The sequence below is a fragment of the Winogradskyella thalassocola genome, assembly GCF_900099995.1.
GTDB lineage: Bacteria > Bacteroidota > Bacteroidia > Flavobacteriales > Flavobacteriaceae > Winogradskyella > Winogradskyella thalassocola.
The window spans coordinates 186,130-212,227 of sequence record NZ_FNCZ01000005.1 but is presented as its reverse complement, the minus strand read 5'-3'; the positions used below and the strand labels follow the sequence as shown (position 1 = coordinate 212,227).

The 26,098-nt window shown below is 32.7% G+C and carries 21 protein-coding genes; all 21 read right to left on the bottom strand.

Annotated elements, in window-relative coordinates:
* Positions 1–35 precede the first annotated feature (35 nt).
* Complete coding sequence (locus tag BLT80_RS13535; protein WP_092468856.1) at positions 36–1,271, bottom strand: TolC family protein; 1,236 nt, start codon at positions 1,269–1,271, stop codon at positions 36–38.
* Complete coding sequence (locus BLT80_RS13530) at positions 1,268–5,008, bottom strand: efflux RND transporter permease subunit (RefSeq protein WP_092468854.1); 3,741 nt, start codon at positions 5,006–5,008, stop codon at positions 1,268–1,270. The genes BLT80_RS13535 and BLT80_RS13530 overlap by 4 nt, the downstream gene beginning before the upstream one ends.
* A 111-nt stretch (positions 5,009–5,119) precedes the next feature.
* Positions 5,120–5,533 carry an HYC_CC_PP family protein gene (locus BLT80_RS13525; RefSeq protein ID WP_054724093.1) on the bottom strand — a complete coding sequence of 138 codons (414 nt, stop codon included), beginning with the start codon at positions 5,531–5,533 and terminating at the stop codon, positions 5,120–5,122.
* 61 nt (positions 5,534–5,594) lie between these two features.
* Complete coding sequence (locus BLT80_RS13520) at positions 5,595–7,544, bottom strand: heavy metal translocating P-type ATPase (protein WP_054724092.1); 1,950 nt, start codon at positions 7,542–7,544, stop codon at positions 5,595–5,597.
* The gene (locus BLT80_RS13515) at positions 7,541–7,903 is read right to left on the bottom strand and encodes a DUF3703 domain-containing protein (RefSeq protein ID WP_054731062.1); all 363 of its coding nucleotides are present in this window, start codon (positions 7,901–7,903) and stop codon (positions 7,541–7,543) included. The genes BLT80_RS13520 and BLT80_RS13515 overlap by 4 nt, the downstream gene beginning before the upstream one ends.
* A 56-nt stretch (positions 7,904–7,959) precedes the next feature.
* Positions 7,960–8,373 carry a Fur family transcriptional regulator gene (locus BLT80_RS13510; protein ID WP_054724091.1) on the bottom strand — a complete coding sequence of 138 codons (414 nt, stop codon included), beginning with the start codon at positions 8,371–8,373 and terminating at the stop codon, positions 7,960–7,962.
* A 3-nt stretch (positions 8,374–8,376) separates the two neighbouring features.
* The gene (locus BLT80_RS13505; protein WP_054724090.1) at positions 8,377–9,582 is read right to left on the bottom strand and encodes an efflux RND transporter periplasmic adaptor subunit; all 1,206 of its coding nucleotides are present in this window, start codon (positions 9,580–9,582) and stop codon (positions 8,377–8,379) included.
* Between the two features lie 4 nt (positions 9,583–9,586).
* Positions 9,587–13,921 (bottom strand): CusA/CzcA family heavy metal efflux RND transporter, encoded by a 4,335-nt coding sequence (locus BLT80_RS13500; RefSeq protein ID WP_054724089.1) that lies wholly within the window; start codon positions 13,919–13,921, stop codon positions 9,587–9,589.
* A 123-nt stretch (positions 13,922–14,044) separates the two neighbouring features.
* Positions 14,045–14,440: a hypothetical protein gene (locus BLT80_RS13495; protein WP_236778447.1), complete on the bottom strand. Its 396-nt coding sequence runs from the start codon at positions 14,438–14,440 to the stop codon at positions 14,045–14,047.
* 68 nt (positions 14,441–14,508) lie between these two features.
* Positions 14,509–15,612, bottom strand: a complete 1,104-nt coding sequence (locus BLT80_RS13490) for a DUF4238 domain-containing protein (RefSeq protein ID WP_054724087.1) — start codon at positions 15,610–15,612, stop codon at positions 14,509–14,511.
* Between the two features lie 3 nt (positions 15,613–15,615).
* Positions 15,616–16,350 (bottom strand): hypothetical protein, encoded by a 735-nt coding sequence (locus tag BLT80_RS13485; RefSeq protein ID WP_054724086.1) that lies wholly within the window; start codon positions 16,348–16,350, stop codon positions 15,616–15,618.
* 9 nt (positions 16,351–16,359) lie between these two features.
* Positions 16,360–18,471, bottom strand: a complete 2,112-nt coding sequence (locus BLT80_RS13480) for a Piwi domain-containing protein (protein ID WP_092468852.1) — start codon at positions 18,469–18,471, stop codon at positions 16,360–16,362.
* A 22-nt stretch (positions 18,472–18,493) separates the two neighbouring features.
* Complete coding sequence (locus BLT80_RS13475) at positions 18,494–19,744, bottom strand: ApeA N-terminal domain 1-containing protein (protein WP_054724083.1); 1,251 nt, start codon at positions 19,742–19,744, stop codon at positions 18,494–18,496.
* Positions 19,745–19,747: 3 nt separating this feature from the next.
* Complete coding sequence (locus BLT80_RS13470) at positions 19,748–20,056, bottom strand: helix-turn-helix domain-containing protein (RefSeq protein ID WP_054724081.1); 309 nt, start codon at positions 20,054–20,056, stop codon at positions 19,748–19,750.
* Between the two features lie 156 nt (positions 20,057–20,212).
* Positions 20,213–21,949, bottom strand: a complete 1,737-nt coding sequence (locus tag BLT80_RS13465) for a DUF3987 domain-containing protein (protein ID WP_092468850.1) — start codon at positions 21,947–21,949, stop codon at positions 20,213–20,215.
* Positions 21,946–22,854 carry a BT4734/BF3469 family protein gene (locus BLT80_RS13460; RefSeq protein ID WP_092468848.1) on the bottom strand — a complete coding sequence of 303 codons (909 nt, stop codon included), beginning with the start codon at positions 22,852–22,854 and terminating at the stop codon, positions 21,946–21,948. The genes BLT80_RS13465 and BLT80_RS13460 overlap by 4 nt, the downstream gene beginning before the upstream one ends.
* On the bottom strand, positions 22,841–23,137 hold the full coding sequence (locus BLT80_RS13455; RefSeq protein ID WP_092468846.1) for a helix-turn-helix domain-containing protein: 297 nt from the start codon (positions 23,135–23,137) through the stop codon (positions 22,841–22,843). Before BLT80_RS13455 ends, BLT80_RS13460 begins: the two co-directional genes overlap by 14 nt.
* Positions 23,134–23,436: a helix-turn-helix domain-containing protein gene (locus tag BLT80_RS13450; protein WP_092468844.1), complete on the bottom strand. Its 303-nt coding sequence runs from the start codon at positions 23,434–23,436 to the stop codon at positions 23,134–23,136. Before BLT80_RS13450 ends, BLT80_RS13455 begins: the two co-directional genes overlap by 4 nt.
* A gap of 156 nt (positions 23,437–23,592) precedes the next feature.
* Positions 23,593–24,540, bottom strand: a complete 948-nt coding sequence (locus tag BLT80_RS13445) for a DUF6617 family protein (protein WP_092468842.1) — start codon at positions 24,538–24,540, stop codon at positions 23,593–23,595.
* Positions 24,540–25,634: a site-specific integrase gene (locus BLT80_RS13440; protein WP_092468840.1), complete on the bottom strand. Its 1,095-nt coding sequence runs from the start codon at positions 25,632–25,634 to the stop codon at positions 24,540–24,542. The genes BLT80_RS13445 and BLT80_RS13440 overlap by 1 nt, the downstream gene beginning before the upstream one ends.
* Positions 25,635–25,640: 6 nt before the next feature.
* Entirely contained in the window at positions 25,641–26,060 is a 420-nt protein-coding gene (locus BLT80_RS13435) for a helix-turn-helix domain-containing protein (protein WP_245710254.1), read from the bottom strand.
* Positions 26,061–26,098: the final 38 nt, after the last annotated feature.

Below are 26,098 nucleotides of genomic sequence, written 5' to 3'. Positions count from 1 at the left end.
ATAGATTTATAATAATACATCTGCTCATTTCATTACTATTGTATTAAATAATTAATAATTGTGCTTTGCACATAGTAGCCCTTAATAGACTCTATTTGGTTCATTTGAAACTTTAATTGTAGTTCTTGAATATCTAAAACATCATTAAAATCAATCGTTCCTGTTTCGTAGCTTTTGATTAAAATTTCTTCAGCATCTTTGGCTTGTTTTAAGTTCTTGGTTTGCGTTGCATAACTTATTCTTGCAGAAATACGTTCATTAATCGCCTTGCTTAAAAGCGTTTCCAAAGTGTTTAAACGTTCCTGTTTTTGAGCTGTTATTTCTTGCTGTTCTAACTCATTTTGCTTGGTTTGAGATTTATATTTTTTATTAAAAATTGGGATTGACACCGAAACCATTGGCATCACAATATCTTTACCGTTATCCGAGAAATTCATATCTGGTCTTTCGGAAACATTGATATAATCCAAGCCAAAACCAATCATAGGACTGCTTTCTTTTTGGTTTAGTAATTCTGATTGTTCTATAGATTGATAAAGTTTATCATACTTCAATAATTCAGGATGTAATGCTAAATTTTTAGTAGTGATTTCAAAGTCTTCTGAAGGCATCATTAAACTATCTACCACAGTAACAGCAATATCATTTTCCCTATTCAAAAGATTATTAAGATTTGTTTGTTCTGCTAAAAACTGTTGACTTAAAACATCTTTTAGTTGTTGCATTTCGTTTTGACGCATTTGCAATCGCAACACATCTACAGCAGATGCTTTACCAACCTCAACAGAAGTTAGTGCTAATGTCTCATAGGTTTCCAATAGTTTAATGTTTTCTGTTAGCACCTTTTGTTTCGCTTTGTTGGCGTATAAATTATAATAGGATTGTGATACAGAAGCCATCAATTTTCGCTTTGCAATAACAATGTCTTCATATTTTGCATCAGCTAATGAACTGACATAATTTTCTCTTGATGTAATTGTGCCAAACCACGGTAACATTTGTTTAGCCGATACTTTAAATCGTTGCGCACCTGTTCGTGTTTCTGGTTCACTCACAAAGTAACCTACACCAAATTCGGTATTAGGAATGGTATTGACTTCATTTACTTTTTCAGAAGCTCTTTTGTATTGCAATTCAAATTTTTGAATTTCTGGATTGTTATTTAGTGCAACATCAATAAGCGTTTCTAACTCTTGACTTTGCGCAGAAAGCACGAAGCATAAAGCACAAAGCACAAAGACCGTTTTTATATTGATTTTTATGTATTTCATTTTGTTGCTCTTTTAAGTTGAACTTCGGATTTCCAGCTATATAAAACTGGTACAACAAATAAGGTTATTAAGGCTATAAGCATACCTCCAAAACTTGGTATGGCCATAGGAATCATAATATCGCTTCCTCGTCCTGTAGATGTGAGTACAGGCAAGAGTGCTAAAATGGTTGTTGCTGTAGTCATTAAACACGGTCTAATACGTTTTTCACCTGCTTCTACAATAGATGCTCTAATTTCCTTTTTGTTATCTGGTGTATTTCTATCAAAAGTTTGCGTTAAATATGTTGCCATAACCACACCATCATCTGTTGCAATACCAAATAGTGCAATAAAGCCTACCCAAACAGCCACACTTAAATTAATTGGGTGCATCTGGAATAAATCACGCAGATTTTCGCCAAAGAAACTGAAGTTTAAAAACCAATCTTGACCATAGAGCCATATCATTATAAATCCACCTGCAAACGCTACTGCTATACCTGTAAATACCATTAATGAGGTTGCCACAGAACGGAATTGGAAATACAGTATTAAAAAGATAATTGCCAATGCTAACGGTACAACAACAGATAGTGTTTTTTCTGCTCGTAATTGATTTTCATACGTTCCTGTGAATGCATAGTTGATTCCTTTTGGAACTATTAATTCGCCTGAATCTATCTTTTCTTGGATTAATGCTTGTGCATTTTCAACAACGCTTACTTCTGCAAAACCATCTAATTTATCAAACAAGACATAACCTACTAAAAAGGTGTCTTCACTTTTAATGACTTGTGGACCTTGTTCGTAGCGAATGGTTGCCAATTCGCTTAATGGAACAGGACTGCCTTTTTCAACTGGCACATAAATCTGTTGTAAGTCTGTTGGATTTGCTCTTAATTCTCTTGGGTATCGCACACGAACACCATAGCGCTCACGACCTTCAACCGTTTGTGTTAATACCATACCACCAACTGCGACTTTTAATACATCCTGAACATCTTGTATAGAAATTCCATAACGTGCAATTTTCTCTCTATCAATATCAATTAACAAATAGGGTTTACCGACGATACGGTCTGCAAAAACAGCTTCCTTTTTAACGCCTTCAGCTTCCTTGATGATGTTTTCTAATTGCACACCAAACGCTTCAATTTGCTTTAAGTCTTGACCTTTTACTTTTATTCCCATAGGTGCTCGCATTCCTGTTTGAAGCATTACCAATCGGGTTTCAATCGGTTGTAGCTTTGGTGCTGACGTAACACCTGGTAATTTGGTAACTCTTACAATTTCATCCCAAATATCATCAGGTGATTCAATTTCTGGTCGCCAATTACGATAATATTCGCCATCCTTATCTTCAATCAATTGAGACCTTTGGACATTTAATAAAGTTGATTTGATTATCACTTTGTTCTCGACTGCGCTCGAACTGACATCTATATTTTCGTTATGAATTAATCGACCATCTTTTAATTCAAACAAACCATCCTCATTTACTTTGTAACGTTGGCGCACTCTGCTTTCATTCAGCATATACTCTGGCTTATACTGAATGATGTTCTCATACATAGATAGAGGTGCTGGGTCTAACGCTGATTCTGTTCTACCTGCTTTACCTACAACTGTTTCAATTTCTGGAATACTGGCTACTGCCATATCTAATTGCTGTAAAACTCGTTTGTTTTCTTCTACGCCAGAATGAGGCATAGATGTTGGCATTAGTAGAAATGAGCCTTCATTTAATGATGGCATAAACTCTTTTCCTGTATTCTTCATTATGAAAAACCCTGCAATAACAATCGCAGTAGGAATAGACAAAAACAATAATTTATTATCTAAACACCACTTTAAAATACGCGTATAGTATTTGATGAATAGCGAAAAAACACCTAATAAACCAAAGCATATAATACTTACAAAAATGAGATTCCAAAAGATACTTTTATCAACGCCTAATGGTCGCCAATATTCGGCTAACAGGAATACTATCGCAGATGCTGAAATAATGATATTGATAAGATTAGTTTGTTTGTCTGTTATCTTACTTTGAAGATTGAGAAGTGCTGTAATTCCAAAAGCTATCAAAATCAATCCTAACCAATACCCAAAGACTATTGCTACGACTCCTAAAGCTATTAAAACACCATTTAAAACATATTTAAAAGTGTTTTTAATACTTTTCTTTCTGAATAAAAATGCAGCGAATGGTGGTATTAAAAACAAGGCTACAATTATGGAAGCTGTTAATGCAAAGGTTTTTGTGAATGCTAACGGTCTAAATAGTTTACCTTCAGCGCCAATCATTGTAAAGACTGGAATGAAACTGATTATGGTTGTCATTACTGCGGTAACGATTGCACCAGATACTTCTGCTGTGGCGTTATAAACTACCGTATTAATGGGTTTTGTTCCATCATCTTCATCCAAGTGCCTTATAATGTTTTCTGAAAGTATGACACCAACATCGACCATTGTACCAATAGCAATTGCAATACCAGATAATGCGACGATGTTTGCATCTACACCAAAGAACTTCATTGCTATAAAAACCATTAAAACCGCAACTGGTAGTAGTCCAGATATAAGTACCGATGCCCGAAGATTAAATACCATAATGATAATGACCAAAATGGTAATTAGTATCTCTAATGTTAAGGCTTCATTAAGTGTACCTAACGTTTCTTTAATCAATTCTGTTCTATCATAAAATGGCACTATGGTTACTTGTGATGTTCTACCATCTGCTAATACTTTTGAAGGTAATCCTGCACTTAATTCATTAATTTTTTCTTTTACATTATTAATAACTTCCATTGGGTTTGCTCCGTAACGAGCTACAACAACAGCACCTACAACTTCTGCACCTTCTTTATCTAATAACCCACGTCGTGTTGCTGGACCTAAAGAGACTTTTCCAATATCTTTGATTCGTATTGCTGTATAATTTTCGGAAGTAACGACTGCATTTTCTATGTCTTCAATAGATTTCACATAACCTAAACCACGTACTAAATATTCTGCATTATTAATTTCAATAGTTTGTGCACCAATGTCTTTATTACTTTCCTTAACTGCTTTTACAACGTGATGCAATCCTATATTATATTGACGCATTAATTCTGGGTTGACATCCACTTGATATTCTTGAACATAACCACCAATTGAAGCGACTTCCGAAACACCGCTTGCAGAGGATAGTGCATATTTTACATAGTAATCTTGAATACTGCGTAACTCTTGTAAATCCCAACCACCAGTAACTTTTCCGTTTTCATCACGTCCTTCAAGTGTGTACCAAAATATTTGTCCTAATCCTGTTGCATCTGGACCCAAAGCAGGATTAACACCTTCAGGTAATAAACCACTTGGTAATGAATTGAGTTTTTCTAGAATACGACTACGACTCCAATAGAATTCTACATCTTCTTCAAAAATGATATAGATACTTGAAAACCCAAACATAGACGAACTACGAATGGTTTTTACTCCTGGAATACCTAATAAGGATGTGGTTAATGGATAAGTGATTTGGTCTTCTATATCTTGTGGCGAACGACCATCCCACTTTGTAAATACAATTTGTTGATTTTCTCCGATATCTGGGATGGCATCAACAGCCACAGGATTACTTGGTAAAAATCCAGTATCCCAATTGAAAGGTGCGTTTACAGTTCCCCATCCAACAAAAAGAGCAAGTAGCAGAACTGCAACGAGTTTATTCTCTATAAGAAATTTGATTGCTTTATTAAGCATATGATTTGATTATTAAACAGTTAGACATTGGCGTTAAGAAAACACCGAATACAGCAAATTATCCTTATGACATTATAAAGTCATAGGATAAAACAGTCTATTGTTTAAAAATCAAATTAAATAAGTCTCGTCAATCTTGAAGATTTGCCTGACGACGAGTGGTGGTTCATATTCTTCAAAAGAAGATACATTGTTATCTAAACCTTCAAAAAGGTTAATATAGGTATAAACCAATGAGGCAATGAAAACTTGTTGTTCAAAAGAAATTTTGTCAACTTGTAATTGTAGTTCGTCTTGACCATCAACTACCAATTGTTCATCATTACAACAGTTTTTCTTGGTAATAGCACATCCTTCTGTAGATGGCTTTTGCATTTCCATACCACAACCCTTAGCCTTATTAAAAACAGCTGTTTCTACTAAAGCATCTCCACAAAAATGCATATTAAGCGTAAATGACATTGTAGAGCATAACACTACAAAAGCCATTGCTAAAGACATTATTTTATGGAATACTTGTTTCATACTGTTTGCGAAGTTACGAAATTTTAACAAATGTTCATTTTGTTTAACAGAAGTTTAATGGTTAACTCCATCGCATTCGTTGTAGTCTAACTGCATTTAATATTGCTAATAAAGCCACACCAACATCGGCAAAAACTGCTTCCCACATTGTTGCTAAACCACCTGCTCCTAAAATCAGAACAATTACTTTTACTCCAAATGCTAAAATGATGTTTTGCCATACAATTTTACGAGTGGAACGACTAATTTTAATCGCTTTTACCACTTTTGAAGGTTGGTCTGTTTGAATGATAACATCTGCTGTTTCAATAGCGACATCACTACCTAAACCACCCATTGCTATTCCTACATCACTTGCTGCTAAAACTGGTGCGTCATTAATACCATCACCTATAAAAGCAATTTTATTTTCAGGATTTTGTTTTAAAAGCTCAACTTCATTTAATTTATCTTCTGGTAACAAACCACCTTTAGCCTTTTCAATATTTAATTCTCTTGCTACTTGTTGGGTAATGGAATCCTTATCTCCAGAAAGCATCATTATATTATTAATACCTACTTTATGTAAATTGGTAATTGTTTCTTTTGCATCTTCTTTTAATTCATCTGCAATGACAACATAACCTGCAAATTCATTGTCTATAGATTCTAATACTATAGATTCTACAATAGTTTCTGTTTCCTCTAAAACTTTAATATTATTGGCTGACATTAGGGCTTTATTACCAACTAAAACAGTCTTACCATTTACTATACCTTTTAAACCTTTTCCTGCTATTTCTGTAACTTCGGAAGCCTCATAATCTGCGCCTTCATCTTTATATTCTAAAATAGCTTTTGCAATAGGATGTGTGGATTGTTCTTCCATCGCCATCAGGTACTTCATAAACTCTTTTTCATCCCAACCAATTGCTTTGATTTCTTTTATTTTGAAAACACCTTTAGTAACCGTTCCAGTTTTATCCATCACCAACGTGTTTATCTTGGTCATTGCATCTAAAAAGGAAGCGCCTTTAAATAAAATTCCGTTTTTTGAAGCTGCTCCCAATCCTCCGAAATAACCTAATGGAATTGATATTACCAAAGCACAAGGACAAGAAATCACCAAGAAAATTAAGGCTCTGTATAACCAATCTCTAAAAACATAATCATCTACAAAAAAGTATGGTAGAAACGTAACACCTATTGCTAAAAACACAACTATTGGTGTGTAAATACGAGCGAATTGTCTGATGAATAATTCTGTTTTAGATTTTCGAGCTGTTGCGTTCTGTACCATATCCAAAATTCGAGCAATGGAACTATCTTTAAATTCTTTGGTGGTTTCAATTTCAATAACGCCATCCATATTAATACTTCCAGCAAATACTTTTTCGCCTTTTGCAATCGTATCTGGTTTACTTTCACCTGTTAATGCTGCTGTGTTGAATGAACCTTTGTCGGAAAGTAGAATACCATCTAAAGGGATTTTTTCTCCTACACGTACTTGCACTTTTTCACCAATTTCAACCGTTTCTGGACTTACAGACACATAATTATTGTTGCGATATACCAGAGCTTCATTTGGTCTTACATCAAGTAAGGCTTTTATATTTCCTTTTGCTCTGTTAACTGCTGCATTTTGGAATAATTCCCCAACTGCATAAAACAACATTACTGCAACACCTTCAGGATATTCGCCAATAATAAAGGCTCCAATAGTGGCTATAGACATTAAAAAGAACTCTGTAAATACATCGCCTTTTTTAATACTTTCCCAGCCTTCTTTTACAACAGGAAGTCCAACTGGTAAATAAGCAATACCATACCATATAATGCGAGTCCAATTCTTAAAAAAAGAAACATCAAAATAATCTAAACCTATACCCATCATAAGCATCGTAAAACTTATAATTGCTGGCACATAAGTTTTAAATGCACTTCCATTAGCGTGATTATGACCATCATCGTGAGAATGTTGTTCTTCTGAATTTGGTTTTAAATCCCTTAAATTGACTTTCTTTTTCTTCATTTTGAATTGAATAAATTTTTAATATCATTAGGTATAGGCATAGATTTTAATGGTGGTACGTTTGCACTGCCTGTGTTACCAAGTGGCACGTGGTCAATAAATGATTTCCAACCACCAACAAGTAACCTAATAATTTGACCGAGTACTTCTTTAGCATCTTTTTGCATAAATCCAAACTTTAGCATTAACCAATGTGAATAGGTATGTTCTATTGGGTAAGATTGCCCTATGATATGACTGCGTTCTAAATGATACCAAGCATTACTATACTGCTTATTTTCTAAACAGAAACTATATCGTTTTAATTCTTCGTTATAAGCCTGTTTAAGAGGTTTAGGTATTTTAGCATTAAACTTCATATCCATTAATTTTGAATAAAAGTAGTACAATCGTTAGTGCAATGGAAGTGCATTTGTTATCCACTACACTTATCACATATACCTTTTACAACCAAGTTTACATTTTCTGAAACAAAGCCATCAGGCACTTTAATTTTTGGTATTTTATGGTCTGTTAAGCAAATGGTTTCATTACAATTGTTACAATGGAAATGTAAGTGTAAATCTTTATTTATATCACAACTACAACCTTGTTCACATAAAGCATATTTAGTAATACCTGTACCATCATCTATTTGATGCACAATATCTTTTTCCTCGAATGTTTTAATAGTTCTGTACAATGTAGTTCTATCTGCTTTTTCAAAAGCATTTTCTATATCACTTAATGTTACTGCTACTTGTTTATTTACAAGAAACTTATAAATCAATAAACGCATTGCCGTAACGCGAATATTTTTTAACTCTAATAATTGTTCTATGGTTTGCATAATCTAATGTTCGTGTTCTGCTTCTCCTTTTTTCATTTCGGCTATTAAATAATACGCATTGTTATAAGCGAATTTTGTGATTTTATCTTGTTCTTCAGTAAATTGAACAGCTACCCAATTGCCATCTTTTGCTCCTAAAAGCACTTCAATAGGTTTAAAACTCCAATCGTCATTTTCTTTTTCTGCCGAAAACACGAAAAATCTATCACCTTCTTTTACTATCGCACTTTCAGGAAGTGCTTTTGTTTTGGTGTTCTCTACTTGAATTTTACCTTGGATATACATTCCAGGAATTAAGTTACCTTTCTTGTTTTCAATTTCAGCGTGTACGTGTACTGCTTTAGGGTCATCTTCAAATGTTTTGCTTACGGAATAGATTTCTGCTGTTAATTCTTCATCTTGCATTGTTTGTATATTAAAGCTTACTTTTTGACCTTTCTTAACTTTATACACATCTTTTTCAAAGACCATTAAATCAGCGTGAACGTGATGTGTATTTACAATTTCAAAGAGTTCAGTTTGTGGTTCAACATACTGTCCTGTTTTTACTTCTACCTTTTGCACATAGCCTTCAATAGGACTGCGTAATGATATACTTTGAGCAATTGTTCCATTTCGTACTGATGACGTATTTATGTTTAATAGTTTCAACTGCGCTTCCAATCCATTTACCATAGCTTTAGAGGCATCATATTCGGCTTCGGCCTTTTGAAAATTTGCACCAGAGCCAACTCCCGCATCATATAATTTTTGTTGACGCTCAAAGTTCTTCTTTAAAAAATTACTATTGCTAAAAGCATTCAAATAATCGGTTTGCATTTGAATAATATTTGGATGTGAAAGATATGCCACAATTTGACCTTTATTCACTTTGTCTCCTTCAATCACTTTTATGGATAACACATTTGCACCAACTACAGAAGTTATTGCTGCTTCACTTTGTGGTGGTACTTCCAATGTGCCATTTGCTTCTACATAACCACTCATATTACGCAATGCAATGGTGTCTATCTTCATTTTTAAAGCTTCAAACTGTTGTTGTGAAAGCATCACTTCTTCGCCTTCGCTATGGTCATCGTTTTCTTCAATCTTTTGTTCCTCGTTATGGGAATGACCATCACCTTCCTTATGGCTTTCTTTATTTCCGCAAGCAACAACTAAAAATGAAACTGTTAGTAGTGCTAAAATTATATATTGTGTGTTTTTCATTGTCTTATTGATTAAAATATTGTAATTGAAATGTACTTTCTAAATAGTTTGCTAACGCTGTTTGAGCTTCCAGTTCTGATTGAATAGCTTCTTTTATAAGTTGTGTAAACGCTGTGTAATCAATCTCTCCTTCTTTATAAGCAAACAAAGCACCAGTTTTTTGTTCTTTAATAAGTGGTAATACTTCATCCTTATAGAACAGCCAAGATGTTTTCCATTTTTGGTGATTTTCTTTGGCTTGATTAAATTTAGATTGCACTTCCTTTTGCTTGAACTGCATATTTGATTCGGCAATTTGCCTATCAATTTTTGCAGTTCTAACTTGTGCTTTTGTTGTACCAGATAAAAACGGTATGGAAATACCAGCTTGATAGGTATAAAACCCTGAATTTCCGTTTACTTTTTGCAAACCACCTTGAAGGTTTAACTTTGGTAAATTTTCAGCTTTGGCAGCTTTAAAGTTTGCTTCTGCCTCTGCGAGTTGAAGTTGAGAAACAGTATATAAAGGGTGTGCTTCTATACTAAAGGATTCTACATTTATTTCGCTCGCTATATCAATTTCATCTGAAACCGTATAAAAATCATCTGAAATCAACCACAAGTTTAATTGTTGTAAAGCAATAACATATTCGCTTTTTGATTGCAAAAATTTATTCTGAATCTGTAAGGCTTGATTTTTGGCTGCTGCATATTCCAGTTTAGAAATGGCTTCTACTTCATAATTTAAAGCAACTGCTTTTTCAAAGTTGGTATAAATGGAATCTAACTCTTTGTATAAATTATAATTCCTTTTACTCTGTAAAGCATTTGCCCACGCTTTCTTTACTTCCAGTTCTAAATCTAATTCTGAAAGCTGAAACGCTTTTTGAGCTAACTGAATGCGTTGCTCCAGTAATTTTCTCTTTGGTGCTATACCAAATACATCAATATTTGATTGACCAACTCCAATAGTGGTGTAAATACCATTTCCGTTATTGATTTCTTCACCTCCCGTAAAAATTTGGGTAGTACCAAAATCGAAAGCAGTTCCTTTTAATTGTTGTTGCTTATCAATTTCGAGTTGTTGTTGTTTTAAACTTGGATAGTTTTCTTTAGCCAATTTTACAGCTTCTTGCATCGAAATAATTGGTAACGAATCATTTATTTTTTGCGCATTTCCTGTTATTGGCAACAAAAACATAAAAGCCACCATAGCAGTAACTGTAATTACCTTTTTGTTAGCCCTAAAATTGAATGATTTGTTTTCTACCCAATGATATAATATAGGTAAAACGAATAATGTTAATAGTGTAGAGGTTAACAAACCACCAATTACAACGGTTGCTAAAGGTCGCTGAACTTCTGCACCAGCCGATGCTGAAATTGCCATAGGTAGAAAGCCTAAAACATCTGTAAAAGCAGTTAACATTATAGGTCTGATTCTTCGCTTTGTACCTTCTATAATTCTATCTTTTAGATTGGTAACTCCTTCTTCTTTTAACTCATTCAAACCACTAATCATTACTAATCCGTTTAATACTGCAACACCAAACAACACAATAAAACCAACACCTGCCGAAATACTAAAAGGCATATCACGCAACCATAACGCTACAACACCTCCAATGGTTGCCATTGGGATTGCTATATAAATCATCAAGGTTTGTGGTAAGGATTTTAATGCAAAATAAATCAGTACAAAAATGAGTAACAAGGCAATAGGAACAACAGTTTGTAAACGGTTACTGGCACGTTCTAAATTTTCAAAAGCACCACCATAACGAATGAAATAACCAGAAGGCAGTTCTAATTGTGCATCTAATTTAGTTTTAATTTCTTCTACCAATGATTTTACATCACGACCTCTAACATTGACACCTACATAAGTTCTTCTGTTGGTATTGTCTCTACTGATTTGCATTGGACCAGCTTTGTAGCTAACATCCGCAATTTCACGTAATGGAATTTGCGCACCAGAAGGCAAGTTGATATACAAATTTTGCACATCTGTTATGTCTTTACGATTATGAGAACTTAACCTAACCACCAAATCAAATCGCTTTTCGCCTTCAAAAATAGTTCCTGCTATTCCTCCTGCAAAAGCTGATTGCACAATTTGATTTAATGTATTTATTTGAAGTCCGTATTGTGCCAATTTACTTCTGTTATACGTAATTGTCATTTGTGGTAAACCCGTTGTAGCTTCCGCTTTCATATCGCCAATACCTTCTGTACCAGCAATGATTTTAGATATTTCTTCTGCTTTTTGAGACAGTAGATTTATATCTTCTCCATAAAGTTTAATAGCAATATCTTCTCTAACACCTTCAAGTAATTCATTAAAACGCATTTCAATGGGTTGTGTAAATTCATAGTTAACACCAGGAATTATTTCAACAGCTTCTTTCATTTTTTCAATGAGTTCATCTTTTGTCTCTACAGTAGTCCATTCGCTTTTTGGTTTCAGTATTACAAAAACATCAGCAATATCCATTGGCATTGGATCTGTTGGAATTTCTGCAACACCAATTCGACTGACTATTTTTTCAACTTCTGGAAACTTTGCTTTTACAATTTGTTCAATTTTTGTAGTTGTTTCAATCGTTTCTGTAAGTGAGCTACCGGGTTTTAAGATGGCGTGAAATGCAATATCACCTTCATCTAATTGTGGAATAAATTCGCCACCCATTCTTGTAAACATAAAAACTGCAATACCAAATAATACAACAGAAACACCAATTATTAATTTTCCTTTCTTTAAGGCTTTTTCTAATAGCGGTTGGTATTTACGTTCTACCCAATGCACAAATTTATCGCCATACGATTGTTTGTCATTTTTTGGTGCTCTTAAAATCAAGGCAGACATCATTGGTACATACGTCAAACAAAGTACCATTGCACCAATCATTGCAAAAATGAAAGTCAATGCCATTGGTTTGAACATTTTTCCTTCAATGCCTTCTAATGCTAATATTGGTAGAAATACAATTAGGATAATCAGCTGGCCGAAAAAGGCAGCATTCATCATTTTTTTTGAAGCATCTGCTGCAACGCCATCGCGTTCTTTGGATGTCAATTTCCTTTTCTTTAATACTTGTGATGCAATAAGAAAAACTGTACTTTCTACAATAATTACAGCACCATCGACAATAATTCCGAAATCTATTGCTCCCAGACTCATTAAATTAGCCCAAACATCAAAAACATTCATTAGTATAAATGCGAATAATAGTGATAATGGAATTGTTGAAGCTACTATTAAACCACCTCTCCAGTTTCCTAATAAAAAGATAAGTACAAAAATGACTATTAATGCGCCTTCCATAAGGTTTCCAGCTACCGTTGATGTCGTTTCTGCTATTAATTTACTACGGTCTAATAAAGGTTCAATAATCACGCCTTCAGGCAATGATTCTTCAATTTGAGCCATTCGCACTTTTACATTCTCAATAACATCGTTTGAATTAGCGCCTTTAAGCATCATAACCAAACCACCAACTACTTCGCCTTCGCCATCTTGGGTTAAAGCGCCATAACGAATAGCAGCACCAAATTGTACCGTTGCAATGTCGCCTACGGTAATTGGAATATTGTTTGTGTTTTTAACCGTAATCTTTTTAATATCCTCTAAACTACGCACCAAGCCTTCGCCACGAATAAAATTGGCTTGATGGTTCTTTTCAATGTATGCACCACCTGTATTTTGATTGTTGGCTTCAAGAGCTTCAAAAACATCGGTAATTGTTAAACCAATAGCTTTTAGTTCGTTTGGGTCTACAGCAACTTCGTACTGTTTAATTTTTCCACCTATTGCGTTTACTTCAATAACACCTTCTACCATAGCCATTTGACGCTGTACAATCCAATCTTGCATTGTACGCAAATCAGTAACCGAATATTTGTCTTTATATTCTGGTTTTACTTTAAGTGTGTATTGATAGATTTCTCCTAAACCAGAAGAAATAGGACCCATAGTTGGTTCGCCAAAACCACTCGGAATTTGTTCTTTGACTTCGTTTAGTTTTTCAGCTACTAATTGACGCGGTAGATACGTTCCCATATCATCGTCAAAAACTATAGTAACCACAGACAAGCCAAAACGAGAAATGGAACGGATTTCCTTTACTTCAGGTAAGTTACTCATTGCGACTTCCACAGGATAGGTTACAAATTGCTCAATGTCCTCTGTACCTAAATTGGGTGCTTGTGTAATGACTTGTACTTGATTATTGGTAATATCTGGAACAGCATCGATTGGTACTTGGGTCATACTCCAAATACCTGCTCCAACAATGGTAAGCGTTAGCAAACCAATAATGAATTTGTTATTGATTGAAAAATCAATGATTTTATTAATCATAGAAAATGTATTAATTCAGTTAAACTATTCGATACAATTCTGATATAAGAAATAGAATTGTACGAAATAAAAAGAACCATTTAGGCTCAAAATTGGATATAGTTATCCTTTAAAAAAACTGAATTATGCCCTTGGTGGCTGGAAAAGTGATTCCAAATATCTGGAAGTGAAGTTTACTTTATGTAAATTATACTGTTTTTTCTCTTCAAATTTTAGTCGATTGGTTAAAGCCAAATTGTTGTTCGCAATAATTAATACCAAAGGGTGACAACATTGATTATGGGAATGGAAAGGTGTATTCTCCTTATCTGGGTTATGATGATGCCCTTCATTTTTTGTATCATTGTCAATGTAATCTTCAACTACATATTCAAGGAAAGAGTCGCCATAGACTTTATGTTCTTGATAATGGGTAATAACACTTGAAATTTCTTTAATTGGACCACAAAAGTCCATATCTATGCTTATCCCTTGAAAAAAGAATAAAATAGACATTGATATGGAAAAAAATATTTTCATATAATTTAGACAAATATATAAATTATTTAATGCAATGGTGTTGCAAATGATGTTGCAAAAGTATTATACTACCACTTACCCATTTTAGAAAGTACTTTTTTATACTTCAGCATTTGTATGTCATCCTTACAATAAGGGTGTTCTAATAACTCTTTTAGCTTACCAATAAATTCATTGGAAACAAATCCTTTTTTCTTTAAAATCTCAAATAGAATTAGAGCTTGTTCCGCTCTGTATTTAGCTTTTTTGACAAATTCCTCACCATTTTCTGGTTTTTCATAATGACTTTGAATATCGAAATGTTTATCAATATCTCCTTTATAACCAATTAATAGTTTTTCTGCATTCTGTTGGGTTACTCCATTTGTAGTGAATACATAGTCTCTATCTTGTGTAAGACGATTAATTCTTGTTTGGCCATCTGCATAGTCATTGGGATGAATTTCTAAATAATGTGAGCGGTCTAATGGTAAAGTTATTACTGCTCTTGGGTCATATAACCCTTGAAAACGATTTGTTTCAAAATGCCTGATGGATACAGGATTATCGCAAGTTATGAGAGGTGCATTCGCATCATTAATTTTAATAACATTAATAGTACAGTCATATTTATATTTTACAAAATTCCCCCATTGTTCTAAATGGTTTACTAAAAAAACCGTTCTTGAACGTTCGTTATGTTCTTTTTTTACAGCTTCAATATCATCAATGTGAAACTTTATTTTTTCACCATATAAGTTCATTTTTATCAATCCTTCTTCATCTGCTGTATGAGCTGCTCTATCAAAAATTTGATTATTCATACTCCGTTGAAGATTTAAAATTCTTGGTGTTCTAAAATATAGCGAGAGACAAACGTAGAGTATCTGTATTTTTTGTTCTTGGGTTACCGTTAAAGTTTTTTCATCAATAAGCAGAGAATAGACCTTTTGAAATTCACTATCTACATTTTCAGCGTAATGTTTTTCTAATGCATATTTAATCTCATCAGATTCTGCTGGAATAGTATATATGTTTTTCTCAAAACAAATATCTTTAGTACTAATCTGTTCTAAAAGAATATCATCATCAGTTTTATAAACATCAACAAAATAATTTCTTTTTCTACCTTCAATTCCAAAGTTCTTTAAATATGAACGTGGAATATAATGTTGTTTTATTGGGTTTGACATACTCTATTTTACTTCGTTTAAAGGCATTTCTTTACTGCCTATTTTATCTAATAGACTTTCAATGTTATTTACTATCTCTTTAAAGAATTTTGGATTATCAAGTACTATTTCAAATCTATTTTGTGAAGAGACATACTGTTTTAAAGTAAACTTACCTTTGCTAAAACTCTTAATGTTATTGAACTTTTTATCACTATTATTGACGGTATCGTTGTTTTTAATTATACCCTTATGATGAACAACTAAATTACGTACTTGTCTAAAATTATCGATAAAACTCCATTCAGGATTGAGTATCGAAAAATCAACTTTAGCTGACTGCTTTAAGAACTTCTTTACCTTATCAATATCATTATTACCCTTTAAGTCATCTACTCTGTAGTCTGTTTGTTTATACGATGCGAACCTATCACAACCACGTTTTAAAACATCTTCAAAAAAAGAATACAGTTGTATGATTTGAGCGTTTCTATAATTTTTGATGTAAACATCATTAAACATAAAAACATTGTCAATAAAGGAATCCTGTATGTGGTCTAAATATTCCTCTGAATATTCTGATTTATCAACCTCTTTGGATTTTTGAAAATTATCATACTCAACCTCTATATTTTTTAATTCTCTTTCAAAATGAGTTTCCATATGATTCATATAATCTTCAATTAAATGGAACTCAAAATGGATAAAACCAAAACCCATTATAGATGCAAGTGTTTCTTTTCTTCTTAATCTTGACATATCATTCTTTTATAAAAACCATAAAGCATCTTTGGCATCATCTGGAACACCATTATTAAATCGTGGCGCTATTTGTGCTACCATTTCTGGATATTTTATAGTGATTGGGACATTCTGTTGTCGTAGTGATTTCCAATACAATCTGCTAAACTGATATACTTGTGTTAATAATTCTAACACGACGTCTGCATCTTCAAAAGCATCTTCATCTGGACTGCTTATTTTAATTTTTATTGGAAATGGATAGCCATCTGTATCTGCATACCTTTGAGAATTAGGGTAACGTGCATTGTTAAACAGCAAAAATTGGTTTTCGCTTATACGTATGTATGTACCACTTACTGGCATTAACTTTTTATTCCAATTGAGGTCGTAAGCAATAATATCTTCTGCTTCTGTTTTATTGATATTTAGAATGTAGAGAGGAATTTTTAACCCTAATGTATGCATCCCTCTTATAATAGGTTTTAGTTCCTCGTAGCTCATTTCTTTATAGAAGTGAATGACTACTTTATCAGCTTCTGCAACAGATGTAAAATCTCTTATGGCTTTACATATACTACCTGCTAACAGGTCTGTTTCGCTTTGGTCAAAATACTCGAACTTTCTAAACAAGCCATTGTTTTGAAAACTAAAGGCACTTGCTATATAACGTCTGTTTTCGCCTTGATTGGTAAATGCACCAACACCTATTACTAATTCTTTTTTATCGGTTACTGCAAGTTTCCAAGGTGCGCCACCTAATTTGGCGTGAATTGCCAATGCCATATTTTGTAATGAGAATTGGAAGTTGTATTGATTCTCGATATTGACCACCATTTTTTCATAATCTACAACCTGTGTAACAATGCCTTCATTTAGAAAGAGTTCTTTGATTTGAATATATATTTCTCGGTCTTCAGGATTTGGTGTAAACTTATCGAAAGGACTTAAATAAAACGCTGCATAACGTACAGTATCGTGGTCGAATGAAAGGTTTTCTAACTTTTCTGTAATTTCTGGAATTGGGTCGCTTTCGTTGGTAAACTCTATAAAATGCTCTTTAGAAGTTGAAGCCTTAATGTTTACATAAGCCTCAATCCCTTTAAAATATTTTTTATCTGCCGTAACACCAGTTTTAAGGTTGTTGTAAAATGTTTTAATTGCTTCTTTATGCGAGGTATGGTACACAAAGAAAAACTTAATATTTTGGTTGTTTGGTCGTTTGTATGGGTTAAGGTTATTCATTGCCAATTTAGGCACTAAATGGGTTTTCTTGTTACCATATTGGTCTTTACCAAACTCTAATAATCCTACTTGTGGGTCAATGTGATTAATACGGTTGAGAGGCACATCAATAAATGCATCGTTTTTAAACGGGAAAATGGCTTTAAAATCTTCTGCAAACAAATAATTGGTTGCAAAATTATTAATAAGTGCTACATACTTTTGGTATTTATTAGCTGGTCTAATTGGTTCTTCAATAGGTATCTCTAATGCTCTGGCTAATGGTAAACTAAAAATTGGGAATACTTTATCAAACTCAATAGCATTGAAATAATCTTCTTTTTCCTCTGTATCGAGGTTCATTTGATAATTGAAGATAGTTTGTCCATATACGCAACGTTTTATTAACTCTGAATCCTCAATATCCTTAACAGACGTTGTAAGGACTTTTGATGTGCCATCGTACGATACAATAAGTTCTGGTAAGTCGGTTAATTTTGCAAATTGTATTTTAAATGAAAACTTATAATATAAATTATAATGCTCTGTATTGCCTTTAAGAGAAGGCATCCAAACCTGTACATCACCTACAAAGTTTTTTACAACTACATAGTCTTTTGCTTTAAAATAGCTTCTTAATTGGTGTTTAAGGAATTGCTTATATATTCTTAATTCTCTACCATCTACTAAATTTAACTTAATGCTTGGTGCATCTGGTATTTCCGTTGTAAATGTTGTAAATATTTGGTCTTTGTTAGATAAGTCTGCATCTGGAAACACCTCTTTAATCTGCCTTGAAAATTTAGATTTATGTATAGGATGACTACCTTCAATATCTTCTAAAGTTAAATAAATGGTAGGCGCACTATTAGGCCATTTAAAGTTAAGTATGTTGGTTTTTAAGTGTTCTTGCATAAGTAATGAGGTGTTTTGGGTTTTACATATTTGGTGCTTTTTGATTAGTACTTTCTAATAAATCTTTATTTAATAATTTATTTACAGACTGCATATCTTGATATGTAGATTTGGCTCTACCTATAATCTTTTCAATAATTTTTTCGGAAGCATCCATTTGTTTCATTAGACCAATACCAACTATATAATCCAAGAGAAACGATATATACAATAATTCAAATTGTGTGAAAATATTGTTTTTTGTTTTAGTACGATGTATTAAATAATCTCGATGACGTACAATTTTTGATACATAAATTTTAATCTCATCTTTAGGTATATTAGTTATATCGGCTAATAATTGCTTTTGTTCTAATAAATCTTTGGCAAAAGATGAGTTCTTCATCTTGTTTCCAAATTTCAAACTATAAGCCTCAAAAGCTGAATAAGAATTTGTAAATCGTCTACTATGACTTGTTTTAACCGAGAGTAAATTTTCGATGATAATATCAGCACAATAACCTATACCTTCATTGTTATACCAATGCTTAATTATATTAGATAAATCATCTTTAATAGTATCATAGTCAAGCGCGATAAAACCAGATATGTTTTCCTTGTTGAAATCATCCTTATAATATAACGAAGCCCAGTTACCACAACTTAAACATTTGAAATTAAAAGCCTTAAATTGTACAGACTTACCGTATAAAAAATGAAATAATTTTTGAAATGAATTATATAAATCTATACTCTCAAGAATACTCAAACTTTTTTCTGATTTAAAATCAACATATCCAACATTGTCCATTCTAAAAAAATCGTGGTTAGAAGTATATGATGTTGATTTTGTAATTTTTATAGATAAGTCTTTAGCAATATTCGTATTATGAATTACGTCATCCTCTTTTTCAAGTTTGTCTTCTAAAGAATTATACCAATGCATTTTTCTAACCCAACTCACAATTGCTAAATTGTCAATTTGAAATTCATTAATTCTCAAACCTACAGGTTCAATTAAATGATATGCACAAGCAAAAGTATATTTAGGTTTATAAGTTTTAGTCTCTACTATTCCATTGCTACTGTTTTTAATCTTGCAGTTTACAAAAGTTAAATAGCCTAAACCTGTAAAAACTCCATAAATTAACTCTATTTGATAGGCAGGTAATCTTTCTGATAAATTGGTCGTTATGTGTACTTCATCATTAATTAACTCTAATACACAAAAGCATTTATCATCCTCTGCAGATTTGAACCATACCTCTCCATAATATTTATTCTCTTTAAACATAAATCACTTTAAATTCTTACCCTTTTTAACAATCTTACTAATTTTTTCTTCAGCTATTTTGAGGATTTCCGTACGCTCTTTTTCATTTTTTAGCATTAGTACAATTTGTTCCGACATCCATAGCTTAATTAATTCATTCTCGTCTTCTTTTAATGTTTTAGCAAAAGCGACTACTTGTTCGCGTCTTGCTATACGATTTCCACGTTCTATTTTGCTTAAATAGGCAACATCCATATTTAGGTTTGCAGCCATTTCTCTTAATAGTAAATTGTGCTTTTCACGCAATGAACGTATATACTCTCCAAACTCCATAATAGAATTATTTAGACTTGTCAAATTTTGTCTAATTTAAGAAAAGGAAAGAAAGAAGTAAGAAAAAGATATTAACAGTTATTAACAAGGGAATGAGGAAGTTAAGGATTTAAGGAAGTCCTATCAATTTTATCCTTAAATCCTCAAAATCCTGAATTATGTTTTTGCAGGATTTGTATAATTGTTGTGTGCTTCTCGATGTATTAAACCTGCATCAACAAATTTGGTAATATAGCCTTCTGCTGTTTTGTGGGGTATTTTGTTTTTGTCGGCTATATTTAGATAATCTTGTCTTGAAAATTGATGAGGTAACGCATCTAAAAAACGTTCTTTTCGATTGGCTCGTTTTACTTGCTTTTGTTCCATAGGTAAATCGTTAAAAACCTTACTACTATGCTTTACTAACACGCTAATCATTTCCAATGTGTTTTCAAAATCTACATCTTCACAATACCTCACTTGGTTGACATCACCATCTTCCATAATTCGAAATACAGAAAATAACATTATAATTCTAAATGCAATTAAGCCTAAACGCCTTACTGTTGCGATATAATCATCTGGTTGTAAGTTGAGATATTTGGTTTGTAACTTTTCAAAAAACACATTGAATTTTTGTTGTTGCTCTGTTGTTAGCCTTACTTCAATAGCTGGATTGTTTTTTAAGGTTTTGTATAGCTCAAAAAAATCTTTTCCTAATTGGTCATAGTATTCATCTAAACCATTTGCTGTGCCTGTTTGAAAAACGTTTTTCCAAGTTGGTTTGATATTCATATAATAAAACATAAAACGACTAAACAACCCATTTTCAGCATTTGGAACCAATGCTTGAATTTGCTTTGGTGTACCTGACAATACTGTTGACAAACAAGGTCTTTCAATATCTACATATTCTCTATCTGTTCTTCGATAATAACTAATGGTTTCGTGGTGGAATGCTTTACGAAAACCATCGGAATAATTACCGTAATCACTTTTAAAGGCTTGTGCTAAAGTATCACCTTCAGTTTCAAAAATTAACCCTCTACCTTCATTGTCAGATATTAATTGATAAACACCCGTAACGCTATTGTTGGCAGGAATAAACAACATCCTTTCAGGTGGTTTATTTGGTTTTTCCATTGTTTCACTTTTACCCTTATTCATATTATAAGTTGCCATTTCAACTTGATGTTGTTGTTTTAGGATTTTGGATTGTTCACGTTGTTGTTTGTGAACAGGATTTACCAAATTTTTAATTTGGTTTAATCTTCCTTTTCCTGCTGAAGCTGGTGCTGTAACAAATAAATACAAGTTACTAAATACCTTGCGTTGGTCGTACACACCAAACAATTTTGGAAAACAAGCACTAAACGCTGTTAATGCACCCAACAATAAAATATCACGTTCTTCATTACTGCTTGATGGCTGTGTTACTTGTTGTAAAAATGTCGGAATATTGCTGTAAACTGTTGTTGGTATTGTTGGCAGTGGCTGTTTTACTTCTTCTGACTGTTGCAACACTTCAACAACTTGTTGTTGCTGTTGTGGTTTAATACCAACTTGATGTAAATGGTGGTATAATGTTGCTATGCTTATACCGTGTCCTTTTGCCTGTAAGCATTTATTATACTGTTCGTCGCATTCTTTATGGTCGTAGCCAGAATAATTTTTACTTATTCTATGGTAGTAATCACGTCCAGCTTCTCCGTATTCTTCTGAAATAGCAAAACCAATATCACGCCATTTATCATAAGTATCTGTAATATCGATACCTGATTGTCCTAATGCGTTGATATATGTTTCAATATCATTTACAACAACCATCGTAGAGTTGTTGTTGATTGGTTTTTTAGTTACTTCTTTTGGCTCTGGAACAGTTAACCAATCTTTTGGGTTAAATATTTTTGTCATAACTTTTGATGTCTTTTATGTAGGAATGCCAATGGATCGTGGGATAAAAAACACGCTCTGGAAATGTCTTTACCTGATTGGTCAACCTCTATGTTATATGTATGTTTTATATAATTGGCCACCGCAATAAAATATTCATTGTGTGACACTTTGGATAAATCGATTCTAATTATCCATTTTAAGCCTTCTCCTGAAGGTGATGTAAACAGCAATTCGGTTTCGAAATATTCATCGTTTAATAATTGTTGTTTTAGTTCTTCAAGATTTTCTAAATGGTCAAAATCGATTGTCAGTAATGATGAATGCTCAATTAAACTATCATCATTTCGTTTAGAAAACACACCTGAAAATGTTACATAATCAAAATGATTTGCTTTAAATTTTCGTGCTTCTTTTGGGTCTTTAATCGCTCTGAATTGTTCTGTGATACTTTTATACTTATCGCTTGTAATACGCTCAAATATTTGATGTAATCTTACTTTTTGATTTGGAAATACATTTCTAATTGGTGCTTTATAAAAACTGCTGTAAGCATACCAAGTATCATCGGGATCATCTAACCAAGACAATTCATTTTCTTTTTTAACTTCAAGATTTAGATGTAATTCAGTGTTGATTTTAAGTAATAATTCTTCATCATCTACGAGTTTAAAATGATAGGATGCAAAATCAAAAACATCACCTTTAAAATCGGTTAGTTCTGTATCATAATGTATTGCTTTATTTTCAACAACATTAATTTGTAATGTTGATTTACCACCGTTAAAAGGGTTACGGGTTACCCCGCAGTCCCTTCCTTTTAAGGAAAGGACTGTTGTTTCAGAATAATACTGTCTTAATACATACGCATAGATATTTAAACCGTAATGCGTTTTCTTCAAGATATTTTCTCTACTTATTACCATCGCATTTGAAATTTGGGTTATAATAATTGCTCTGTAATAGTTCCTCTATATCAGATACCTTGTAATAAAATTTACCTTGTATCTTGCTATATGGAAGCGTACCATTTGAACGGAATGTTTGTAGTGTGCGTTGGCTAATATGTAGCGTTTGCAATACGTCCTGATTGTCAATCCACGTATCTTTTAAGCACTCTGCTCTCGTTGCTCTTATTAATTCGATACGTGCTTTTATGTCCTTAATCTCTTGTGAGAGTGCCAAGAGTAAATCGATTATTTCAGTCATAACTTTACCTTTCCTTTTTTGATTAGGTAATCGGCAGCTTGCTGTTCGATTTCATCTTGGGAATCCATACGGTTACGTAGTAACCATTGGTCTAACTCCTGACGTTGGAAATAGATTTTTTTTCCATTCGGTTTATAATGTGGAATGGCTCCCGTACTTGTAAGTTTATACAAGTGCGATTGTGATAGTTCTAAATACTTGCAAGTTTCATTGAAGTTCAATACTTGCTTTTGCATTGTTTGTTGCTCTAATAAGAGTTTTTCAATGCGGTCTAACTTTTCGATGATATTTGTGTCCATCGTTTATTTTGTTTTAAATAAATGAGGACATCTGGCCAAATGTCATTCTTGGTTTTCAAGAACAGGACAAAGGTTTAAAATTGGCTTTCCTATTTTAGTAAGAGTGTAAAGCAAGGGTAAGACAACAGTAAGGTTTCTTACTATTCTTACTGTTTTTTATTGCAGTTGTTGGATGATTTTATCTATTTCTTCCTTTTCTTTTGGGTTGTGAACTTTGTTTTTGTGAAGATTATTTGCTCTTAAAGGTGTATCTGTTTTAGTTCTAAATTTACCAGAGCGTTCAATTGAAGTAGGATTGAAACTATTAAAAAATGGTTTTAGCTTTTTTACCACGTAACTAAACTGTGTGGTTTCGCATTGAAGATAAATTTGAAAATCTACTACTGTAAAATCTTTAGATAATAATAGTTCTTGAAATTGCTCAACAGTTGAACGATTATCTAACAAATCAATTTTTAGGTTTAATTGCTTTAGTACAGTTAATAAGGTTGAGGTGTCTTTGCTTTTATAACCGAAAGAGGTTTTTGGTTTTGCTGTAACTCTCGGTTCTTTTTTAGTAACTGTTTTTTTTGTGTTCGCTTTTTCTATCTGATTAATATCAAACGTTGTGTCATTAAAATATTTTTCAGCTATTTCTAAAATTGTGAATTTTGAATCTTCTGAAAACTGACCATATTGTTCTTGCAGTTCAGCATATAATCGGATTACAGATACTTTTAAGTAGTTGATGATATAATTGTCGTCAATATTAAAATCTGCTGTTATCGCTCTATTATTTATATAATTTGCGATGTCATTTAAGTACTTATCAAACTTGTTAAGCAGAATAGTAAAACTGTATTTATTTTCTGGAACTGTAGCATTTTCAGGAAATTCCTTTACAAATGATACTACTGTCTTTTCTGTTTCATTAAATATCAGCTTTTGGTAGTATTCTTTTTTAGCATTTAAAGGCTTTTTAAAGTTTACTTTAAAAACCGCATTATTAGCTTTTGGATTCAATTTGAAATCAGACAATAAGTGCTTAAAATCCTTTTCCTTTCTATTATCTCTATGTAGGCCATTGGTTATATAAACTAAACTTGAAAACATACTTCCTTTCATTATAAATCCAGTTGAATACGGTTAGCAGCTTCTTTCTTTTTATCATCAATTACTTTGGCATAAATCTGTGTAGTTCTCAATTCCTTATGACCCAACAACTTTGAAACTGTATAAATATCTGTTCCTAAAGTTAATTGTAAAGTTGCATAGGTATGACGCGCACAATGGAACGTGATATTTTTTGTTATTCCTGCTTTAAGCATCCATTGTTGCAACTTTAAATTTGACCAAGCACTATAATGTAAACCTTGAAAAACTTTTTCTTCAGGTTTACCTTTATCTCCTAACAGTTCTGCCGCTTGGTCTGAAATAGGTAAAGTTTCAACTCCTTTTGTTTTCTTTTGTCTGAAACGAATATAATAGCCCATTTCTTTAGAATGTTGAATTTCTGACCAAATCAGTTTTTCAATATCTGACCAACGTAAACCGGTAAGCGCAGAAAATATAAAAGCACTTTTTAAAAGTGGTAACTCACATTCTGTGTTAACTGCTATTTGTAATTCATCCAAAGTTAAAAACTCTCGTTGAGGTTCACCTTGTTTAAAATACTCAACACCATTTGCTGGGTTTATTCTTAAAATACCATCTTTAACAGCTTGTTTTAATGCTGCATTAAATTTTCCATAATAGGAATATTTAGAGTTTTGAGATAATTTTTTACCTGCTCTTGCCATAGCATCCTTATCTAAATACTCTTTAAACCGTTCTACAAAATCCTTATCAATATCTTGAAAACTTACGTCTGTTGGACAAAAAGTTTTTAGATGTTTTAACATACTGTTCCAATTACCATAGTTACCAGAGCTTGTATTCTTTTTCTCTGCTAATGCTGTTACATAAGTAATAAAACTCCCTTTTAATTTCTCAATATCTTGGAATCCATAAATACCGTTTTGAATTTCAATCTGTCGTTGAGCGCAAATAGTTTCCGCTAATTGTTTGGTTTTCTTGTTAACCTCTCTTTCGGTTTTAGTTTTAGGGTTAGGTGTAAGGTATAAACGCAAATATTCGGTTTTACGTTTGCCTTTATGATAGTAATCTAAATACAAACTTATTTTGTCATTCTTCTTGCGTTGTCTTAATGTTACTTTCATAGGATGCTAATTAAAAAGGTTTTCTATTTGCCATCTGGCTACAATACGTTTTCTTCCGAAAGGAACAGCTTTTAAACGTCCTTGTTGAATCATTCTTTGAATGGTCCATCTACTAACACCAATTAATTGAGAAGCCTCTGTAACGCTTAAAAAATCTTTATTGTTTACAGCATTTGTATTTTGAACCTCAATCACTTCATTCTTTTGCTTCATATCTGCATTAAGAGTTGATTGAATTTTTTCTTTACGCTTTCTGGCCTTATAGGCTTTTTTAGCGCAAGAATTACCACAGTATTTAGTTACTGTTGTACGTGCTGTAAAAGCATTTCCGCAATGCTTACAAGTTTTCGGGATGTATAAATTACTGCTCATAAATGGTGCTTTATGTAGCGTAATGGTGCAACGTGGTGCGTTATGGTGCATCATTTCGCCTTTATTTTTGCCAACAGATTTGGGCAACAAAT

What these genes read in the sequence shown, in the direction of transcription:
- BLT80_RS13455 (WP_092468846.1), bottom strand. Translation starts at nt 23,137, where the DNA reads ATGACTGAAATAATCGATTTACTCTTGGCACTCTCACAAGAGATTAAG.
- BLT80_RS13445 (WP_092468842.1), bottom strand. Translation starts at nt 24,540, where the DNA reads ATGAAAGGAAGTATGTTTTCAAGTTTAGTTTATATAACCAATGGCCTA.
- BLT80_RS13510 (WP_054724091.1), bottom strand. Translation starts at nt 8,373, where the DNA reads ATGCAAACCATAGAACAATTATTAGAGTTAAAAAATATTCGCGTTACG.
- BLT80_RS13495 (WP_236778447.1), bottom strand. Translation starts at nt 14,440, where the DNA reads ATGAAAATATTTTTTTCCATATCAATGTCTATTTTATTCTTTTTTCAA.
- BLT80_RS13470 (WP_054724081.1), bottom strand. Translation starts at nt 20,056, where the DNA reads ATGGAGTTTGGAGAGTATATACGTTCATTGCGTGAAAAGCACAATTTA.
- BLT80_RS13435 (WP_245710254.1), bottom strand. Translation starts at nt 26,060, where the DNA reads ATGATGCACCATAACGCACCACGTTGCACCATTACGCTACATAAAGCA.
- BLT80_RS13450 (WP_092468844.1), bottom strand. Translation starts at nt 23,436, where the DNA reads ATGGACACAAATATCATCGAAAAGTTAGACCGCATTGAAAAACTCTTA.
- BLT80_RS13480 (WP_092468852.1), bottom strand. Translation starts at nt 18,471, where the DNA reads ATGCAAGAACACTTAAAAACCAACATACTTAACTTTAAATGGCCTAAT.
- BLT80_RS13525 (WP_054724093.1), bottom strand. Translation starts at nt 5,533, where the DNA reads ATGAAACAAGTATTCCATAAAATAATGTCTTTAGCAATGGCTTTTGTA.
- BLT80_RS13530 (WP_092468854.1), bottom strand. Translation starts at nt 5,008, where the DNA reads ATGCTTAATAAAGCAATCAAATTTCTTATAGAGAATAAACTCGTTGCA.
- BLT80_RS13490 (WP_054724087.1), bottom strand. Translation starts at nt 15,612, where the DNA reads ATGTCAAACCCAATAAAACAACATTATATTCCACGTTCATATTTAAAG.
- BLT80_RS13500 (WP_054724089.1), bottom strand. Translation starts at nt 13,921, where the DNA reads ATGATTAATAAAATCATTGATTTTTCAATCAATAACAAATTCATTATT.
- BLT80_RS13485 (WP_054724086.1), bottom strand. Translation starts at nt 16,350, where the DNA reads ATGTCAAGATTAAGAAGAAAAGAAACACTTGCATCTATAATGGGTTTT.
- BLT80_RS13535 (WP_092468856.1), bottom strand. Translation starts at nt 1,271, where the DNA reads ATGAAATACATAAAAATCAATATAAAAACGGTCTTTGTGCTTTGTGCT.
- BLT80_RS13460 (WP_092468848.1), bottom strand. Translation starts at nt 22,854, where the DNA reads ATGGTAATAAGTAGAGAAAATATCTTGAAGAAAACGCATTACGGTTTA.
- BLT80_RS13475 (WP_054724083.1), bottom strand. Translation starts at nt 19,744, where the DNA reads ATGTTTAAAGAGAATAAATATTATGGAGAGGTATGGTTCAAATCTGCA.
- BLT80_RS13465 (WP_092468850.1), bottom strand. Translation starts at nt 21,949, where the DNA reads ATGACAAAAATATTTAACCCAAAAGATTGGTTAACTGTTCCAGAGCCA.
- BLT80_RS13515 (WP_054731062.1), bottom strand. Translation starts at nt 7,903, where the DNA reads ATGAAGTTTAATGCTAAAATACCTAAACCTCTTAAACAGGCTTATAAC.
- BLT80_RS13505 (WP_054724090.1), bottom strand. Translation starts at nt 9,582, where the DNA reads ATGAAAAACACACAATATATAATTTTAGCACTACTAACAGTTTCATTT.
- BLT80_RS13520 (WP_054724092.1), bottom strand. Translation starts at nt 7,544, where the DNA reads ATGAAGAAAAAGAAAGTCAATTTAAGGGATTTAAAACCAAATTCAGAA.
- BLT80_RS13440 (WP_092468840.1), bottom strand. Translation starts at nt 25,634, where the DNA reads ATGAAAGTAACATTAAGACAACGCAAGAAGAATGACAAAATAAGTTTG.